Origin of the sequence: Azospirillum rugosum (genome assembly GCF_017876155.1) — a bacterium.
GTDB classification, from domain to species: domain Bacteria; phylum Pseudomonadota; class Alphaproteobacteria; order Azospirillales; family Azospirillaceae; genus Azospirillum; species Azospirillum rugosum.
On sequence record NZ_JAGINP010000027.1, the window covers coordinates 37089 to 56107 of the forward strand.

Consider the following 19019-nt stretch of genomic DNA (forward strand, 5'->3'; position numbering starts at 1 on the left):
TTTGAAAGTTAGTTGACGAAGAAAGATGTTCTTCTCTGAATGAGGGTGGCGGCGCGAGGACTCTGGACGAAGCGGCTTCCCCTTCCTTTTTTGGTGTATCGACCCTGGGTTGTGTATGGATTTGATCAGCGGGAACGGGGTGCGCAGCGGGCGGCGATCAGGCGGTCGAGCGACAGCGGGCCCGGGCCATGCACAATGATCGCCAGCAGCAGGACCATCCAATAGACATGCTCCACGGAGTCGTAGGCGGGGTTGGCGGCTCCCAGGACGAACTGGATCACCAGCGACATGCCGAGCAGCGGCAGTGCCGCGAGACGGCTCGCCAAGCCCAGGACCAGCAGCGCCGGCATGCCGAGTTCGAAGGCCGTGCCCATCAGGGCGGCGATGTCGGGCGGCAGCAAGGGAACCCGGTACTCCTCCTGGAACAGCAGGACGGTGGTGTCCCAATCCTGGATCTTCGTCAGGCCGGACAGGAAGAACACCCGTGCGATCCACAGCCGGATCGCCAGTTGCAGCAGGGGTGCGCCCCAGCGGTTCAGCCCGTTGATGGCGGTTGCGGCAGCGGTGGACAGGTCGTGCAGCGCGCGGTGTTCGCGCAGGCGGCGCCCGATGGCGACGTGCGACATGGCTCACTCCTCGGTCGGGGGATGGTGAAGGCGGTGAAGCTGCCCAGCTGCAGGTGGGCCAGCAGCGTGGCCTGAAGGTCGAACCCGGGCTCCGTCGAGACCGCCGCCGCCGCGGCGCGCGACAAGGCGGAACCGGCCGACAGGGCCATCAGAAAGGTCATCTCGCCCGGTCCCAGCGTGACCGCCTGCACCTCCAGCAGCGGACGGACGATCAGAAGGTGCTGCGTGCCGGCCGTTGCGGTGGGTGCCTCTCCGCCGCGACGCAGGGCGTTCCACAGCTCCAGCACCGGATGCGCGCAGGTCAGCAGGTGGGCGGACGGATGCAGCGCCAGCCGCAGCGCCGGATAGCGCTCGGCCGGCAGGGCGCGCAGCGCGGCGATGTCCAGGACCGGCGCGTCCGCGGCGAAATAGGCGGCGTTCCACGCCCATTCCAGCCGGGCGAGGTCGGCGGCGGCCGGACGCTCCGGCACGCGGCGGGCGAGGTGGTCGGGAAACCCGTCGCCGTAGGCCAGGAGCTGCGGCGCGCCGGGCGGGTGGCGCCGCACGAAGGCCAGGGCCCGGGTCCGGAACACAGCACCGCCGAGCAGCCGCAGCGTCGCCGGGAACGCGGCCTCCAGCGCTTCGACAAGAGAACCGGCGACGTTGTTTGCGTAGATGGCGAAGCGGAAGGACGCGGGGATCGCGTCGCTTTCGATGCCCGGCGGCAGGCCGGTTCCGGCGCGGAGCAATTCGCAGCGCATGGCGGCCTGGAGGTCATGCAGCATGGCGGTCCTCGTCCCTGGCGGCCTGGATTCGCCGGTCGGCGCGTTCGGCCTCGGCGAGAAGGACCGGCAGCTCCGGCACGCGGGTGTCCCATTCGACCAGAACCGGGCGCGGGCCGACGCGGCGGAGCGCCTCGTCCAGCAGGGTCCAGACCGGATCGGCCACGGCGCTGCCGTGATCGTCGATCAGCAGCGTGCCGCATCCGGTGTCGTGCACCGCGTGGCCGGCGACGTGGATTTCGCCCACGGCCTGCGCTGGAAGAGCATCCAGCCAGGCGCGCGGATCAATTCCCACATTGTGGGCGCTGACGTGGAGGTTGTTGACGTCCAGCAGCAGGCCGCAGCCGGTCCGGTGCGACAGCTCCGCCAGGAACTCCGCCTCGGGGATCGTGGATTCGGCGAAGTTCAGGTAGCGGGACGGGTTTTCCACCAGGATCGGGCGTTTCAGCGCCTCCTGCACCCGCTCGATGTTGCGCCGGACGGTGTCCAGGGCCTCCTCGGTGTAGGGCAGGGGCAGCAGGTCGTTGAGGTAAGCGCCGCCGATGCTGCTCCAGGCCAGGTGGTCCGACACCAGCTCCGGCTGGAGGCGGGCGTAGAGGGCGGCAAGGCGGGTCAGGTGAAGGGGATCGACCCCGTCGGCGGAGCCGAGCGACAGGCCGACCCCATGGCAGCTGAGCGGATAGTCCCGGCGGATCGCCTCCAGCGCCCGCAGGCGGGGGCCGCCGGCCGCCAGATAGGTCTCGCTGTGCACTTCGATCCACGCAATGGACGGATGCGTGGTCAGGAACTCCGCGACGTGGCGGTGCCGCAACCCGACACCGGCCCGTGCCGGGAGGGGAGAGACGGTGCGGGGGGTGTCGGGCGCGGGGTGCATGGCGGGAACCTCCGGCAATAGGCGGTGGTCCGGATCAGCTCTTCTTCTGAGAAGGCGTGTCGGCCTTGGTCATGTCCTTGGGCATGCCGACGCCCTGGAAGGCCGTCAGCTTGCCGCCCATTTCGGCGCAGACGCCGGCCCGGACCGCCCGCCACTCGCCGCCGTCATAGTCCTTGGTGGACTGCCCGGCGCAGGAATGGGTGCCGGCCTCGTTGGCGCAGCTGTTCTGCCCCGCCTTGGAAATGCCGTAGCACTTCTCCAGGCCGCCGGCCTCCGCCGCGGCCGCGCTGGTGGCCGGCAGGAGCGCCGCCAGCGACAGGGCACCGGCCAGAGCGGCGGCAATCGTCAGGCCATTGGTCGTTTCGGTCATCGGTCATCTCCTTTGGTTGTCTCTCCCGCCAAGGGGAGTGGTTGACAAACCCAAAGTATTCGTTGATCGCACTGCTCTGAAATGCTTTGGTCCTATTGTCTGCATAGCCGCCGGCTATGGCCGACCCAAGGCGTCCGGAGGTTGCGATGGAGATGCACCAGATCCGCTACTTCCTGGCTGTTGCGGACACGCTGAACTTCACGCGCGCGGCGGAACAGTGCAACGTCACCCAGCCGTCGCTGACCCGCGCCATCCAGAAGCTGGAGGAGGAGATGGGCGGCCTTCTCTTCAGCCGGGAGCACCACAACACCCACCTGACCGAACTGGGTCGCCTGGTTCAGCCGCATCTGGAGGCGATCTACAGCACCAACGCCGCCGTGCTGGCGGAGGCGAAGCAGTACCGCTGCATGGACCGCGCGCCCCTGAAGCTCGGCGTCATGTGCACCATCAGCCCGGCGCGGCTGGTCGGCTTCTTCGAACAGCTGAAGACCCGCGTTCCCATGCTGGACCTGATGATCCGGGACCTGCCGGCCAGGCCGCTGGTCGAGGCGCTTCTGGCCGGGGAGTTGGACGTGGCGCTGGTCGCGCTGCCCTCCTTCCCGGAGCGCTGCACGGTCAAGCCGCTGTTCCGGGAACGTTACCTGATCGCCTTCCCCCAGGGGCACCGCTTCGAGGCGATGAACGCCATTCCCCTGGGCGAGCTGGACGGCGAGGATTACCTGCAGCGCGTCCATTGCGAGTTCCGCTACCATTTCGAGGCGCTGGGCCTGCCGAAACGGCACAACGTGAACGTCCGCTATCACAGCGAGCGCGAGGACTGGGTGCAGGCCATGATCGCCGCCGGCATGGGCTGCGCGGTGATGCCGGAGCATCTGGCGCTCCTGCCCGGCATCACCACGCGCGTGATCATCGAACCGGAGGTGACCCGGACGGTGGCGCTCGTGACCGTCGCGGGCCGCCGCTTCACCCCGGTCGAGCAGGTCGCCATCCGCATGGCCCAAACCTACCGCTGGGACGCCACCGAGCCGCGGGGCGGGGTGGGGTGGTGCGATGTGGAGGTGGGTGGGTGAGCGATGCCCCCTCCCTGACCCTCCCCCGCTGACGCAGGGGAGGGGACATCTCCCTCCCTTGCGAAGCGGGGGAGGGAAGGGGCCCACGCGTAGCGTGGGAAGGGTGGGGGCAACGGGCTCGGCTACGCGTCCACAACCTCACCCCCGCTCCGCTCCTTCCAGTAATCCGGAATGTCGGTCCGGTAGCGCCGCATCACCAGGTTGGCGAGCAGCCCCGTCCAGCCGGTCTGGTGCGCAGCACCCAGGCCCTGGCCCGTGTCGGCGTGGAAATACTCGTAGAACAGCAGCAGGTCGCGCCAGTGCGGGTCCTCATGGAAGCGCGGCTGGGTGCAATAGACCGGGCGTTGGCCGGTGTCGTCGGTGCGGTAGAGCGATACCAGACGGTCGGCGATCAGCGTCGCGATCTCCTTCAAGGTCAGTTCCCGGCCGCCGAGGCAGGGCACCGGCACGCGGTAGGCGTCGCCCAGGAAGCGGTGGAACTTCTCGATGGACTGGACCAGCGTGTAGTTCACGGGCATCCACACGGGCCCGCGCCAGTTGGAATTGCCGCCGAACAGGCCGGAGTTGGACTCGCCCGGCACATACTCGATCAGCGCCTGCCCGACGCCGGGCAGGTCGCCCAGGTGCCGGTGCTCCGCGTGGATGCGGCTGACGCTGCGGATGCCGTAGTCGGACAGGAACTGGTCCCGGTCCAGCAGCCGTTGCAGGATGCGCGGCAGCATCGTGTGGTCGACCAGCGCCAGCAGATGCTCGCCCCGCTCGTTCTCCCAGTCCGGGCAGGCGCAGACGTAGCTGCCCTGAAACTTGCCGCCCTTGTGTGCGGTCAGCATGCGGCGGAAGCGGGGCACCCGCTCCAGCAGGCGGCGGTCCACCACTTCCGTCGCGAAGAGCGGGATCAGCCCGACCATGGAATAGACGTCCACGCGCGAGACCTTGCCGTCCGGACAGACGATCAGGTCCTTGAAGAAGCCGTCCGCGTCGTCCCACAGCGACACCGCGCCCGGCGCATGGCCGCCGATGGCGTTCGCGATGCTGAGGAACTGCTGGTAAATCTGGATGGCGATGTCCTCATAGTCCGGGTCCTCCGCCGCCAGCTCCAGCGCCATCACGACCATGTTCAGGGCGAACATGGCCATCCATCCGGTGGCGTCGGCCTGCTTCAGGCTGTAGCCGGCGGGCAGCGGCTGCGAGCGGTCGAAGACGGAGATGTTGTCGAGCCCGAGGAAGCCGCCCTCGAACACGTTGTGCCCGTCCGCGTCCTTGCGGTTCACCCACCAGGCGTAGTTCAGCAGCAGCTTGTGGAAGACGCGGTGCAGGAAATGCGTGTCGCCCTCGCCGCGCTGCACCCGCTCCGCCCGGAAGACCTTCAGCGCGGCCATGGCGTGCACCGGCGGGTTGACGTCGCCAAAGGCCCATTCATAGGCCGGAATCTGGCCGTTGGGGTGCAGGAAGCGCTCTGACAGCAGCACCTCGATCTGGTCCTTGGCGAAGTCCACGTCCACCAGCGCCAGTGCCCCGCAATGGTAGGCGAGGTCCCAGGCGGCGAACCACGGATACTCCCAGCTGTCGGGCATGGAGATGACGTCGGACGACTTCAGGTGCTTCCAGGACCGGCTGCGGCCCCCCTTGCGGCTGTCCGGCGGGGGCAGCCGGTCGCCGGCCAGCCAGCGCTCCACGTCGTAGTGGAAGAATTGCTTGCACCAGATCATGCCGGCCAGCGCCTGCCGCAGGATCGGCTTGTCCTCCGCGTCCGCGTCGGGCAGCAGCGCGTTGTAGAAGGCGTCGGCCTCCCGGCTGCGAGCAGCCAGGACGGCGGCGGTGCGGGCGAAGGGCTCGGCCAGGGGCGCGGCGGAGAGCACGAGGTCGATGAAGCGCGCCTCCCCCGCCGGCACGTCGAGGACATACCAGGGCGCGGCCTTGGTGCCCTCCAGCGCCGGGTTGACCGCCCCGGCCTCCCCCTGGATCACGCGGCGATGGACGCTGTCCTTCACATGGGGCGTGGCGTTGGGAATGCCCCACAGCCGCTCCGCGTTGCTCTCGTTCTCGGTGAACAGCAGTTCGACCGGGGACGCGCCGTAGAGGTGATAGGCGCCAAGCTCCGGATGCTCCGCCCGGATCGCCCAGGCGGCGCCGGTCGGCGGGGCGATGGCGCGGAGCTTGGGCCGTTCGCCGTCGTCGGACCAACTCCACGTGTTGCGGAACCACAGGGTGGGCAGCAGGTGCAGGGTGGCCGGGTCGGGACCGCGGTTCGCGGCCTCGATGCGGATGTGGATTTCGTTCGGGCCGGCCTTGGCGTAGGTGACCTCCACGTCCCAGCTGCGCCCCCCGTCGAACACGCCACTGTCGAGCAGCCCGAAGGGCGGGTCGGTGCGCCCGCGCATGCGGTTCTCGAAAACCAGCCGGCCGTAGGGGAACTCGGCCTGCGGGTATTTGTAGAGATAGCGCAGCCAGGAATGGCTCGGCGTGGCGTCGCGGTGGAAGTAGAACTCCTTCACGTCCTCCCCGCGGTTGCCCTCGTTGCCGGTCAGGCCGAAGGCGCGCTCCTTCAGGATCGGGTCGCGGCCGTTCCACAGGGCGAGCGCGAAGCACAGCCGCTGCTGGTCGTCGCTGATGCCGCCCAGCCCGTCCTCGCTCCAGCGGTAGGCGCGGGACCGCGCCTGGTCGTGGCTGAAATCCTCCCAGGCGGTGCCGTGGGGGCTGTAGTCCTCGCGCACCGTGCCCCAGGCCCGTTCCGACAGGTAGGGTCCCCACAAGCGCCAGTTCTCGGTGCCGGAGCGCTGGGATTCGAGCCGTTGCCGTTCTGCGTTTCGCATGGTTCAGATCCTCCCGTTCGATGGTTTCTCTGGCTTGGGCGAGCGCTGCGTCGGTCAGGTGGCCTTCCACTCTATGAGGCGCGTTCGAGCGCGGGGGCGGTCGGGGCGGCGGCACGAGTGGGCACCCGATCGATCGGGCCGGTGATCAGGCGGGTCCCCTGGCGCAAGGTCAGGTAGGCCCAGAACCACTCCACGGCCACACCCAGCCGGTTGCGCATGCCTGACAGGAACAGCACGTGCACCACGCCCCACAGCCACCAGGCGGCGGCCCCGGTCAGGCGGACCCGGCCGAAGTCGGCGACCGCCGCCTTGCGCCCGATGGTGGCGAGGCTGCCCGCGTGGCGGTAGCGGAAGGGCGCCGGGGCGGGCCGGCCCTCCAGCCGGGCGCGGATGACGGCGGCGACATGGGCGCCGCCCTGCTTGGCCGCCGGGGCGAGGCCGGGCACCGGCTGGCCGTCCCAGCCGTGGCTGAGCGCCGTGTCGCCGATGGCGAAGACCTCCGGCAATCCGGGCACCGACAGGTCGGGGGCGACCGGCACCCGGCCGGCGCGGTCGGCCGCCACACCCAGCCAGCGCGCGGCGGGCGACGCGACGACCCCGGCCGCCCAGAAGACGGTGCGCGCCGCGATGCGCGTGCCGGAGACGGTCACGCCGCCTTCGTCCACCGCCTCCACAGCACGTCCGGTCAGCAGGGTGACGCCCAGCGATTCCAGGGACGCGGCGGCCTCGGCGGACAGCGGTTCCGGGAAGGTGGGCAGGATGCGCGGGGCGGACTGCACCAGCAGGACGCGCGCCTCGGCCGGGTCGATGGCGCGGAATTCACCCGCCAGCCCGTGGCGGGCCAGTTCGGCGATGGCGCCGGCCAACTCCACGCCCGTGGGCCCGCCGCCGACCACCACGAAAGTCAGGAAGGCGCGGCGCAGGTCCGGGTCGTCGCTGTTCTCCGCCTCCTCGAAGGCCAGCAGCAGACGGCGGCGAATCTCCGTGGCGTCCTCGACCTTCTTCAGGCCGGGGGCGAAGGGCTCCCACTCCTCGCGGCCGAAATAACCGTGCCGGGCACCGGTGGCGAGCACGAGATGGTCGTAGGGGACCGCGCGCCCGTCCTCCAGCCGCACCGCGCGGGCGTCGGTGTCCACCCCGACCACGCGGCCGAGCAGGACCCGGGCGTTCGCCTGGTCGCGCAGCAGGCTGCGGATCGGCGTGGCGATGTCGGCGGGCGACAGGCTGGCGGTCGCCACCTGGTAGAGCAGTGGCTGGAACAGGTGGTGGTTGCGCCGGTCGATCAGCGTCACCCGGCAGGAGGCTTGCGCCAGCCCCCGCACCGCCGCCAGCCCGCCGAACCCGCCGCCGACCACGACCACGCGCGGCGCGTCCTCCGGCAGCGGCGGCGTGATTCCGGCCAGCCGTGGCCAGCGGCGGGCGATGGCGTGGGACATGAGACGGTCAAGCGACAGAGGCCCCGGCCCGAACACGGCGATCACACTCAGCATCAGGGGCCAGGAGAGGGTCGCGACGACCGGCATCAGCCCGATCAGCGACAGCGCCACCAGCCGCGTGCCCAAGCCGACGGACAGAAGAAGCGCTCCCACGATTCCGGCCGGGTGGCCGGAGCGCAGGACGATGCCCGCGACCAGCAACCTCAGCGCCCATTGGACCAGCGGCCCGCCAAGGCGGGTGATGGACCCCAGAAGGCGCGCCGCCGGCTTGGCGAAGGGCAGGGCGCTGCCGGGCAAGCCGCGCGCCAGACTCTGGTCCAGCGACAGCGGCCCGGCGCCCATGACCACCAGCCACGCCAGCAGCGCCGCCTGCACGAGGTGCGCGTCCAGCGGCCGGTAGGCGAATTGCGCGACCAGCACGAGCGCCAGCATCGGCAAGGCCGCAAAGCGCGTGGCGAGGCCGAGCACCAGCAGCGGCGGGCACAGCAACTCGACCCCCGCGCCGACCCAGGCAGCGGTCACTGGGCTGAGCCACGACACCGGGTATTCGTATTGGGCGAGGTAGAGCGCCTGGTCCCAGTCGTGCAGCTTGACGATGCCCGACACCCAGAAGGCCTGCGCCAGCCACAGCCGGACGGCGAAGTCCAGCGCCGGCCCGGCGGCCCGTTGCGCGACGTGCAGCGCGTCGCGCGCTGCGATGGAAGCGCGGAGAAGGCGGTCGGTCATGCCACACCCCCCGCAGCATGGAGCCGTTCGATCAGGTGGTCGCCGACGCGCAGCGCGTTGGCGATGATGGTCAGGGTCGGGTTCACCGCGGCGCTGCTCGGGAAGAAGCTCGCGTCCACGACGTAGAGGTTGTCGAGGTCGTGGGCCTTGCAGGTCACGTCCAGCGCCGACGTCTCCGGGTCGTGGCCGAAGCGGATGGTGCCGTTCTGGTGGCCGGTGCCGGCGATGGGGATGCGCTTGCCGAAATAGGCTTCGCGCGGGATCAGCGTGCGCTCGCAGCCGATGTGGCGCAGCAGCTGCTTCAGCTTGGCGGTCAGCCGGTCGTGCGCCTCGACGTTGTTGGGCGTGTAGCGCAGGGTGATGCGCCCGTCGCGGCCGACCTCCACGCGGTTGTCGGGATCGGGCAGGTCCTCCGACGTCAGCCAGAAGTCCAGCGCGTGGGAAGCGAAGCGTTCCGCCGCACCGGCGGGCAGAAGGCCGTGGCTTTCCGCGGAGACCATCGCCGCGTCGGTCTTGCCCAGCATCTGGATGTGGCCGAGCGGGAAGTCCCAGTCGTCGGCGCCGAAATAGAAATCGTTGAGCCCCAGCGTCTTCTGGAAGTGCGTCGGGTTCGGCCGCCGCGACACGGCGATCAGGGCGGAGTTCAGGTGGCACATGTAATGCCGCCCGACCACCCCCGACCGGTTGGCGAGCCCGCCCGGATGCCGGTCGCTGGCGGAGCGCAGCAGGAGTGCGGCGGAGTTGATGGCCCCACAGGACACCACGACGATGTCAGCCCGGTGCGTTTCCTCAACGCCGTCGCGGCGGACCACCACGCCGGTGACCTCCCGCCCCGATGGGCTGGTTTCCAGCCGGTCCACATAGGCACCGGTCAGCAGCGTGACGTTCGGGTGCTCCAGCGCCGGGGCGACGCAGGTGACGTGTGCGTCGGCCTTGGCCTGGACGAGGCATGGGAAGCCGTCGCAGGTGGAACAGCGCACGCAGGCGCTGCGGTGGGGGGCGGATTCGTCCAGGCGGATGCCGACCGGCAGGGGGAAGGGGCGCTGGCCGGCGCGTTTCAGGTCGTCGAACAGCGCCTGGATGCGCGGCTCGTGGCTGACCGGCGGGTGCGGGTAGGGATCGTCGCAGGGTGGCTCGGTCGGGTCGGTGCCGCGCTCCCCATGCACGGAATAGAGCCGTTCCGCCCGCGTGTAGTAGGGGGCGAGGTCAGCGTAGGAGATCGGCCAGGGCGGGGAGATGCCGGCTTTGTGGTGCAGCGGGCCGAAGTCCTGCTCCCGCAGGCGGAACAGCACGGCGCCGTAGAACTTCGTGTTGCCGCCCACGCAATAGTGGATGCCGGGGTGGAAGGGGCGGCCGTCCTTGTCGTACCAGGTTTCCGGCGCCTTGTACTTGCCCTCCACCACCACGGCGCGGGAGTCCCAGTTGTCGCGCTCGCGGGGCAGATGCTCGCCGCGCTCCAGCAGCAGGATCCGCTTGCCGGTCGGGGCGAGGTGATGGGCCAGCGTTCCCCCGCCGGCGCCCGAGCCGATGATGATCACGTCATACCGGTTCGTGGGCATGGGGTCTCTGGACATGTGGTCTGTGGACATGCACTCCTCCCTGTTCGCTCAGCCTCCGGCTTCGAAGCCGGGGTAGAGGGTCATGCCGCCGTCCACGAACAGCGTCGTGCCGGTGATGTAGTCGGCGGCGTCGCTGGCCAGCCAGACCACGGCGTGGGCGATGTCCTCCGGCTCCCCGATGCGCTTGGCCGGGATCAGCTTCAGAAGCTTCGCGTGGGCCTCCGGCGTTTCCCACGCCGCGCGGTTGATGGGGGTGCGGATGGCGCCCGGCGCCACGCCGACGACCCTGATACGGTCCGCCGCCAATTCCTGCGCCAGCGTCTTCATCATCAGCATCACGCCGCCCTTGCTGGCCGCGTAGTTGACGTGCCCGGCCCAGGGGATCACCTCGTGGACGGAGCTGACGCAGACGATCTTGCCCAGCGCCCGCGACACCTCCGGCCGGAAGCCCTGCCGCTTGAAGGCGCGGACGGCGGCGCGGGCGCACAGGAACTGGCCGGTCAGGTTGACGTCGACCACCGTGCTCCACTGCTCCAGCGTCATCGCCTCCAAGGGCGCGTCCCGCTGCAGGCCGGCGTTGTTGACGAGGATGTCCAGCCCGCCGAAGGCGTCCACGGCGCGGGCGAACATCGCCTCCACCTGCTCCTCCCGCGACACGTCCGCCTTGACCGCCAGGGCGCGGGCGCCGAAGCCGCGGATGCTCTCCGCCACGCTGTCGGCCGCCTCGCCGCCGGAGACGTAGTTGACGACGACGTCCGCCCCGGCCTCGCCCAGGGCCAGCGCGATCGCGCGCCCGATGCCGGAGTTGCCGCCGGTCACCAGCGCCCGCTGCCCGGCGAGCGGACGCAGTTTCCCTGTCGCCGGCCCGCGCAGGGCCAGCCCGAAATCGTCTTCCATGTCTCTCTTCCTTTGGGGTTAAGCGGCTGTCACAGCAGCCACGTGGCCGGCGAGACCACCGCCAGAAGCACGAAGACCACGGCGGCCTCGCGCTCGGCCTTCGACCAGCGGGCCCAATCGCGGGCGAAACTGCGCAGGATGCTCATGACGCCCTCCTGTGGCGGCCATTCGTCATGCCTGCAGGGTAGGACGGGGAGGGCGCCGTTGTGAAATCGCCTTGGTCAATGGGTTCGATGCAGGGCGGCTATGCCCATGCCCGGCCTCTATCGCGACCATACCGCCGATCGATGCGACGTCGCATCGAAAGGGATGACCGATGGGGCTGATCGGTTATCATGCCGGCACACGGAATCGACGCGTTAGGGCTCCATCATGTTGAATACGCCGCGTAGCCGCCGGGGCATGGTCACCTCCCCGCACCACCTCGCCAGCCAGGCGGGCCTGCACGTCCTGCGGGACGGCGGCACCGCGATCGAGGCGGCCGTCGCCACGGCGGCGGCCCTGGCGGTGGTCTACCCGCACATGACCGGCATCGGCGGCGACGGATTCTGGCTGATCGCCGAGCCGGGGCGGGAACCGGTCGCCATCGACGCCTGCGGCGGCGCCGGCCATGCGGTGTCGCTGGACCTCTACCGCCGCCATGGGCACGCGACGGTGCCCTGGCGCGGGCCGCTGGCCGCCAACACCGTGGCCGGCACCATCGACGGCTGGCGCGAGGCGCTGGCCATCAGCGCGCGCTGGGCGAATCCGCTGCCGCTCGCCCGCATCCTGGAGGAGGCCGTCGCCCACGCCGAGGGCGGCATCCCGGTGACTGCGAGCCAGGAGGCGCTGACCCGCGAGAAGCTGCCGGAGCTGAAGGACGTGCCGGGCTACGCCGACACCTTCCTGACGGGCGGGGAGCCGCCGCGCGAGGGCAGCCTCCTGAAGCAGGCGGCGCTCGGCCGGACGCTGCGGCGGCTGGCCGCGGAGGGGCTGGACAGCTTCTACCAGGGGCCGCTCGCCGCCAGCATCGCCGCCGACCTGGAACGCGCCGGCAGCCCGATCACGGTGGCCGACCTTGCCAAGCACGCGGCGCGTCCGCGCACGCCGCTGTCGGTCGGCATCCGCGGCGCCCGGCTGTTCAACCACCCGCCGCCCTCGCAGGGGCTGGCCTCCTTGATGATCCTCGCCCTGTTCGACCGGCTGGGCGTGACGGAGGCGGAGGGCTTCGCCCACATCCACGGGCTGGTCGAGGCGACCAAGCAGGCCTTCCTGGTGCGCGACCGCGACGTCGGCGATCCCGCCTTCATGGCCGCCGAGGCGCAAAGCTACCTGGACGCCGGGCTGCTTGACGATCTCGCGGCGCGCATCGACCCGGCCCGCGCCCTGCCCTGGCCCTATGTGGCGCAGCCCGGGGACACGGTGTGGCTCGGCGTCGTGGACGGGCAGGGCCGCGCCGTCAGCATGATCCAGAGCGTCTATTTCGAGTTCGGGTCCGGCGTCGTGCTGCCGGACACGGGGATCACCTGGCAGAACCGCGGCGCCTCCTTCCGGCTGGAGGAGGACGGCTGGAACGCGCTGTCGCCCGGCCGCAAGCCCTTCCACACGCTGAACCCGGCCTTCGCCCGCTTCGACGACGGCCGCAGCATGGTCTACGGCACCATGGGCGGGGAGGGGCAGCCGCAGACGCAGGCCGCCGTCTTCTCCCGCTACGCCATGTTCGGCCAGGGACTCCAGGCCGCGGTGACGGCGCCGCGCTGGCTGCTCGGCAAGACCTGGGGCGACGCCAGCGTCTCGCTGAAGCTGGAAAGCCGCTTCGACCCCGCCCTGGTCGCCGCGCTGCGCGACGCCGGGCACGAGGTCGAGATCCTGGAGCCCTTCACCAGCACCATGGGCCACGCGGGCGCCATCGTCCGCCACCCCGACGGGACACTGGAAGGGGCGACCGACCCCCGGAGCGACGGCGCGGTTGCCGCCTGGTGACACGCGGCGGCGGACGCGGTCAGGCCGGCGCGTCCGCCGCCATCTCCTCTTCTCCGCTCAGGATTTCCATGAAGCGTTCCAGGACGAGGTTGGGCTGGGCGCCCTTCTTCGTCACGGCGTGGAATTCCAGGGAGTGGCGGTAGTCGTCCGGCCGCAGCGCGCGCATCATGCCGCGCTCGACCCACTGCCGGGCGTAATGGGTGGGCAGGAACCCGACGTAGCAGCCGGTGAGGATCAGGAAGGCCACGCCCTCCCGGTCGGTCGCGGTCGCGGTGTTGTTCAGCTCGTGCCGCAGCTGCGCCTGGGTCGGCGCCACGGCGTCCGCCGACTCCACCTCCGCGCGGGTCACCGCCTCGGGCGGCCGTTCGAACAGCGGGTGCCCCCGGCCGCAGTAGAGCAGCGACTCCTCCTCGTAGAGCGGAAAGCCGCCGAGGCCGGGCAGGGCGCGCCGCGCCGGCACCACGCCGATGTGCAGGCGCCCGTCCAGGACGCCGCGCTCGATCTCGTTGGGCGGGATCATGCGGATGTTCACGCGCACCTCCGGCGCCATCCGCTTCAGGCCGCGGAGCGCGTGGGTCACGCGCATGCGCGGCATGGTGACGAGGTTGTCGGTGATGCCGATGTTCAGCTCGCCGCGCAGGCGGCCGTGCACCGTGGCGATCTCCCCGCGGAAGCTCTCCAGCCCGGCCAGCAGGCGCATTGCCGCCTCGTAGGCCAGCCGCCCCTCGTCGGTCAGCCGGAACCCCGCGCGGCCCCGCCGGCACAGGGTCAGGCCGAGCCGCCGCTCCAGGTCCGCCATGTGCAGGCTGATGGCGGCCCGGCTGATGTTCAGCTCCACCTCCGCCGCCGAAAAGCCGCCGCATTCCACCACGGTCCGGAACACCCGCAGCAGCCGGATGTCGACGTCGGTGATGGGGGACAGGAGGCGCGCCGGCTTGGTCGTCATGGGTCCGGGATAGGTAAGCAAAGGCTTGCGTGAAGTTTGGATGGTTTGGATTTAACCATGGCCGGCGGCCCGGCACACTCGCTTTCTCACGGTCCCTTCACCACGCGCGGAGAGCAGCGGATGGCCCCCCTCGACAATGACCAAGCCCAGTCCCGCGACAAGGCCGCCGGCCTGACGCGCGCGGAACTCGACGCGCACTGGATGCCCTTCACCGGCAACCGCCAGTTCAAGAACAACCCGCGCATGATGGTGAAGGCGGAAGGCTGCTGGTACTGGGACGCCGAGGGGCGCAAGATCTACGACAGCTTGTCCGGTCTGTGGTGCTGCGGCGCCGGCCATGGCCGGCGCGAAATCTCCGAGGCGGTCGCCCGCCAGATCGCCGAACTGGATTACAGCCCGGCCTTCCAGCACGGCCATCCAGCGGCCTTCAAGCTGGCGCACAAGCTGGCCTCCCTGACGCCGGCCGGGCTCGACCACGTCTTCTTCGTCGGCTCGGGGTCGGAGGCCGCGGACACCGCGCTGAAGATGGCGCGCGCCTACTGGCGGATGAAGGGGCAGCCGGCCAAGACCAAGCTGATCGGCCGGTCGAAGGGCTATCACGGAGTCAATTTCGGCGGCACCAGCCTGGGCGGCATCGGCGGCAACCGCAAGCTGTTCGGGGCCGGCGTCGACGCCGACCACCTGCCGCACACGCTGCTGCCGCAGAACCTGTTCGTGAAGGGCATGCCGGAGGAGGGCGCCTTCCTCGCCGACGCGCTGGAGGAGCTGGTGGCGCTGCACGACGCCTCCAACATCGCCGCGGTGATCGTGGAGCCGCTGGCCGGCTCGGCCGGCGTGCTGCCGCCGCCCAAGGGCTATCTCCAGCGGCTGCGGGACATCTGCACCAAACACGACATCCTGCTGATCTTCGACGAGGTCATCACCGGCTTCGGCCGCATGGGTGCGCCCTTCGGCGCCGACGCCTTCGGCGTGGTGCCGGACATCATGAACGTCGCCAAGGGCCTGACCAACGGTGCCGTGCCGATGGGCGCGGTGGTCGCCAAGCACGACATCTACCAGGCCTTCATGGACAACGGCGGGCCCGAGTACATGGTGGAGTTCCCGCACGGCTACACCTACTCCGCCCACCCCGTCGCCTGCGCGGCCGGGCTTGCGGCGCTGGACATCTTCGAGCGGGAGGACCTGCCCGGAAAGGCCGCCGCCCTGGCCCCGCATTTCGAGAACCTGATCCATGGCCTGAAGGGGCTGAAGAACGTCGCCGACATCCGCAACTACGGGCTGACCGGCGCGGTGACCATCGCGCCGCTGCCCGGCGAGCCGGCCCGCCGCCCGTACGAGATCGGGGCGAAGTGCTGGGAGGCCGGCTACTACGTGCGCTTCGGCGGCGACACCCTCCAGTTCGGGCCGCATTTCCACAGCGATCCCGCCGACCTCGACCGCCTGTTCAACGTGGTCGCCGACGCCATCCAGGCCACGGCCTGACCGAAGGACAACGGGAACTCCCTGACATGACCCTCATTCCCCACCTGATCGGCGGCAAGACCGACGCCCCCGCCGGCAGCCGCACCGCCGACATCGTCAACCCTGCGACCGGGGAGGTCGCCGGCCAGGTGGCGCTCGCCGGCCGCGCCACGGTCGAGGAGGCGATCGCCGCCGCCGAGGCCGCCTTCCCCGCCTGGCGCGCCACCCCGCCGGCCAAGCGGGCGCGCGTCATGTTCCGCTTCAAGCAGCTGCTGGAGGAGAATGCCGAGCGCGTCTGCGCCCTGATCACGCGGGAGCACGGCAAGGTCCTGGACGACGCGCTGGGCGAGCTTGGGCGCGGCATCGAGAATGTCGAGTACGCCTGCGGCGTGCCGGAGCTGCTGAAGGGTGAATTCTCCAAGAACGTAGGGCCGGGCATCGACAGCTGGTCGGAGTTCCAGCCGGTGGGCGTCGTCGCCGGTATCACGCCCTTCAACTTCCCGGCGATGGTCCCCTTGTGGATGTACCCCATCGCCATCGCCTGCGGGAACACCTTCGTCCTGAAGCCGTCGGAGCGTGACCCCAGCGCCGCCCTGCTGATCGCGCAGCTGGCCGAGGAGGCCGGCCTGCCGACGGGCGTGCTGAACGTCGTGAACGGCGACAAGGAGGCGGTGGACACGCTGCTGACCGACCCGCGCGTGCAGGCCGTCAGCTTCGTCGGCTCCACCCCGATCGCCGAATACGTCTACGCGACCGCCACCGCCCATGGGAAGCGGGTGCAGGCGCTGGGCGGGGCCAAGAACCACGCCATCGTCATGCCCGACGCCGACCTGGACAACGCGGTCGGCGCGCTGATGGGTGCCGCCTACGGCTCCTGCGGGGAGCGCTGCATGGCGATCTCCGTGGTGGTCGCGGTGGGCGACGAGGTGGCGGACCGGCTGGCGGAGCGGCTGTCCACGGCGCTGCGCGACCTGAAGGTCGGCGCCGGCACGTCGGCGGGCTGCGAGATGGGGCCGCTGGTCACCCGCGCCCATTACGAGAAGGTGAAGGCCTACGTCGATCAGGGCGTCGCCGAGGGGGCGGAGCTGGTGGTGGACGGCCGCGCCCTGGTGGTGCCGGGGCATGAGAACGGCAACTTCCTGGGCGGCTGCCTGTTCGACCGCGTCACGCCGGACATGACCATCTACCGGGAAGAGATCTTCGGCCCGGTCCTCTGCCTCGTCCGCGTCAAGACGATGCAGGAGGGCATGGACCTGATCGACGCGCACGAGTACGGCAACGGCACCTGCCTGTTCACCCGCGACGGCGAGGCCGCCCGCTATTTCAGCGACATGATCAAGGTCGGCATGGTCGGCATCAACGTGCCGCTGCCGGTCCCGGTCGCCTACCACAGCTTCGGCGGCTGGAAGCGGTCGCTGTTCGGCGACCTTGCGGCCTATGGGCCGGACGGCGTGCGCTTCTACACCCGGCGCAAGACCGTTACCCAGCGCTGGCCGGCCGGCGGGGTGCGCGAGGGCGCGCAGTTCGCCTTTCCGTCCATGAAGTGACCGCAGCGAGCGGGGTCACGGTGCACGGTCGATGACCCCGCTGAGGTGCACGGCGAGTTCGACGGAGAAGCGCCGCTCCGGGTTCTCCACGTCGATGCCGAACAGCTCGGCGATGCGGGCCAGCCGGTAGCGCAGCGTCGTCACGTGCAGGCCGAGCTGGTCGGAGCAGGCCTTGGTCCGGCAGCCGGTCTTCAGGTAGGCGGCCAGCGTCTCCATGTAGGGCGTGCCGTGCCGGCGGTCGTACTCGATCAGCGCGCCGATGCTGTCGGCGACGTAGCCGCGCACCTCGTCGGTGCTGGCGGCGGCGAGCAGCATCGGCAACGGGCCGAACTGCCGGGCGTCGAGGATGCCGGACCGCCCGAACTCCTGCGCGATGCGGATCATCCGCCAGGAGCGGTCCCACGCGTCGGCATAGTCCGGGGGCGCGTCGCATCGGTTGGTGAGCACGACGAAGGGCTCCGCGTGCAGGATGTCGGCGACCGCCCGCGCGATCTGCGCCATCAGCCGCTTCACCGGCCCCTGGCCGCGCTCGCCGGGGGATGAGTCCACATAGGGAATGATGCAGACCAGCCCGGTCGGGACGGTGACGAGGGTGCCGGCGACGCCGTGCAGCGGCAGCAGGCGCTGCACCGGAAGGTGAAGGTCGGCCGCGGCGCTGACCGCCTTCGGCCCGCGGTCGGGCAGGCCGACGACGATCATCTGGGTCGGCCGGTCGAGGTTGAGCCCGAGGCGCAACGCGCGCTGCCCGATGTCGCGGTGGTCGCGCCAGCGCCGCTCCACCAATTCCAGGAACAGGTCGGTCAGCGTCCGGTTCTCGTAGCGGAAGCGGATGACGTTGCGCAGCATCTGGATGCTGAGCGCGTGCTTGATGCCGTCGAGCAGCAGCAGGTCGGCCTGCCCATAGGGCTGCGGGCCCGGAAAGATCATCAGCGCCCCGACCGCCTCGCCGTCGGCGGTCAGCGGGTCGATGCGCGGTGCGGTGCGGATGCGCGTGCCGCCGACCTCCCAGAACAGGGTGGGCGCGGTGGCGGTGGGGTGGTCGCCGATCGGATGGTCGATGGCGTCGCGCGCCGCTTTCATGATGGTGGGGCCCAGGCCGGCCGACACCGCCGCCTGCCACGCGGCGTCGGTGATGCCGCTGCCGCAGGGGGCGCGGTCGGCGGTGACGAGGTTGGCGGTGAAATCCACGATGACGAGGGAGTAGGGCAGCAGGTCGCGGATCCGCGGCAGGAGCGTGTCCATCGCCCCGTCCTCCAACGCCTGGCGCAGCAGCGAGGTGTTGACCTCCAGCGCCCGTTGCAGGCGCTCCGCGGACAGGGTCTCGGCGCGCAGCCGGTGCTGGCGCTCCACGGCGATCTCGCCCAGCTGGACGATCATGCCGATGAAGGTCAGGTCCTCCTCGGTCACGTCCACGATGCTGCGGGACACGACGCTGAGCACCAGGGGCCGGCCCTCGTCGTCGGTGCAATTCATCGGCACGACCAGCACGCTGTGGTAGTCGCGCTCGAACGCCTCGCGGCGGTAGCCAGGGAACTCCTCCGACACGCGGGCGTCGCGGATGAAGACCGGCTCGTTCCGCCGCAAGGCCACCAGCGACGGGCTGGTCGCCAGCTCCCACCGGTCGGACAGCGGGCGCTGGATCAGCGTCGGGTCGTGGCGGACGACCACGAGGCCGTAGCCATGCTCGACGTCCACCGCCATGATCGACCCCATCGACCAGTTGGCGTGCCGACAGGCGGCCAGGACGAGCCGCTGGAGCACCGTCGCCAGATCCCCGCCTGAATTGATCAGGCTTGCCACCACCCGCAGAGACTGGATTCGCGACGTCTCGACCACGTTTCCTCCGCCAGCGGCCCCAATGGCCCCAATGGCCCAAGCCCCGCCCGCATCCCGTGTCCCGCCCCACGCGTTGCCCAATGAAACATCGTGCAACGTTTTTTTCGCGGATGTCGCACGGGCGGACAGCGCCGC

At 70.5% G+C, this 19019-nt stretch carries 14 protein-coding genes; 4 read left to right on the forward strand and 10 right to left on the reverse strand.

Annotated elements, in window-relative coordinates; translation table 11 throughout:
- Positions 1-125: 125 nt before the first annotated feature.
- The 4 genes from J2851_RS29235 to J2851_RS29250 are packed head-to-tail and all read right to left on the reverse strand — an operon-like array spanning position 126 to position 2631.
- Positions 126-626, reverse strand: a complete 501-nt coding sequence (locus tag J2851_RS29235; protein WP_209770823.1) for a DoxX family protein — start codon at positions 624-626, stop codon at positions 126-128.
- Complete coding sequence (locus J2851_RS29240; protein WP_209770824.1) at positions 536-1390, reverse strand: HvfC/BufC N-terminal domain-containing protein; 855 nt, start codon at positions 1388-1390, stop codon at positions 536-538. Before J2851_RS29240 ends, J2851_RS29235 begins: the two co-directional genes overlap by 91 nt.
- Complete coding sequence (bufB, locus tag J2851_RS29245) at positions 1380-2261, reverse strand: MNIO family bufferin maturase (RefSeq protein ID WP_209770825.1); 882 nt, start codon at positions 2259-2261, stop codon at positions 1380-1382. The genes J2851_RS29240 and bufB overlap by 11 nt, the downstream gene beginning before the upstream one ends.
- 34 nt (positions 2262-2295) lie before the next feature.
- Positions 2296-2631 carry a BufA1 family periplasmic bufferin-type metallophore gene (locus tag J2851_RS29250; protein WP_209770826.1) on the reverse strand — a complete coding sequence of 112 codons (336 nt, stop codon included), beginning with the start codon at positions 2629-2631 and terminating at the stop codon, positions 2296-2298.
- A gap of 146 nt (positions 2632-2777) precedes the next feature.
- On the opposite strand from J2851_RS29250, the gene J2851_RS29255 reads away from it, so the two are divergent.
- Entirely contained in the window at positions 2778-3701 is a 924-nt protein-coding gene (locus J2851_RS29255; protein ID WP_209770827.1) for a LysR family transcriptional regulator, read from the forward strand.
- Between the two features lie 122 nt (positions 3702-3823).
- Here J2851_RS29255 and J2851_RS29260 read toward each other — a convergent pair whose 3' ends face one another.
- From J2851_RS29260 to J2851_RS29275, 4 genes are all read right to left on the reverse strand, one after another.
- Positions 3824-6514 (reverse strand): MGH1-like glycoside hydrolase domain-containing protein, encoded by a 2691-nt coding sequence (locus tag J2851_RS29260; RefSeq protein WP_209770828.1) that lies wholly within the window; start codon positions 6512-6514, stop codon positions 3824-3826.
- Positions 6515-6585: 71 nt separating this feature from the next.
- Positions 6586-8676, reverse strand: coding sequence for an FAD-dependent oxidoreductase (locus tag J2851_RS29265; protein WP_209770830.1), 2091 nt, complete (start codon positions 8674-8676; stop codon positions 6586-6588).
- Complete coding sequence (locus J2851_RS29270; RefSeq protein WP_209770831.1) at positions 8673-10235, reverse strand: GMC oxidoreductase; 1563 nt, start codon at positions 10233-10235, stop codon at positions 8673-8675. The genes J2851_RS29265 and J2851_RS29270 overlap by 4 nt, the downstream gene beginning before the upstream one ends.
- Positions 10236-10283: 48 nt before the next feature.
- On the reverse strand, positions 10284-11132 hold the full coding sequence (locus J2851_RS29275; RefSeq protein WP_209770832.1) for an SDR family oxidoreductase: 849 nt from the start codon (positions 11130-11132) through the stop codon (positions 10284-10286).
- Positions 11133-11534: 402 nt separating this feature from the next.
- Between J2851_RS29275 and J2851_RS29280 the strand changes: the two genes are divergently transcribed.
- Positions 11535-13094, forward strand: a complete 1560-nt coding sequence (locus J2851_RS29280) for a gamma-glutamyltransferase family protein (RefSeq protein WP_425514329.1) — start codon at positions 11535-11537, stop codon at positions 13092-13094.
- A gap of 19 nt (positions 13095-13113) precedes the next feature.
- Here the strand turns inward: J2851_RS29280 and J2851_RS29285 are convergent, their stop codons facing one another.
- Complete coding sequence (locus J2851_RS29285; RefSeq protein WP_209770834.1) at positions 13114-14040, reverse strand: LysR family transcriptional regulator; 927 nt, start codon at positions 14038-14040, stop codon at positions 13114-13116.
- 120 nt (positions 14041-14160) lie between these two features.
- On the opposite strand from J2851_RS29285, the gene aptA reads away from it, so the two are divergent.
- Positions 14161-15522 (forward strand): omega-aminotransferase AptA, encoded by a 1362-nt coding sequence (gene aptA, locus J2851_RS29290; protein WP_209770835.1) that lies wholly within the window; start codon positions 14161-14163, stop codon positions 15520-15522.
- 26 nt (positions 15523-15548) lie between these two features.
- Entirely contained in the window at positions 15549-17048 is a 1500-nt protein-coding gene (locus tag J2851_RS29295; RefSeq protein ID WP_209770836.1) for a CoA-acylating methylmalonate-semialdehyde dehydrogenase, read from the forward strand.
- A 15-nt stretch (positions 17049-17063) separates the two neighbouring features.
- On the opposite strand, the gene J2851_RS29300 is transcribed toward J2851_RS29295, so the two are convergent.
- A complete protein-coding gene (locus J2851_RS29300) occupies positions 17064-18884 on the reverse strand; it encodes a helix-turn-helix domain-containing protein (RefSeq protein WP_209770837.1) in 1821 nt (606 codons plus the stop codon).
- Positions 18885-19019: the final 135 nt, after the last annotated feature.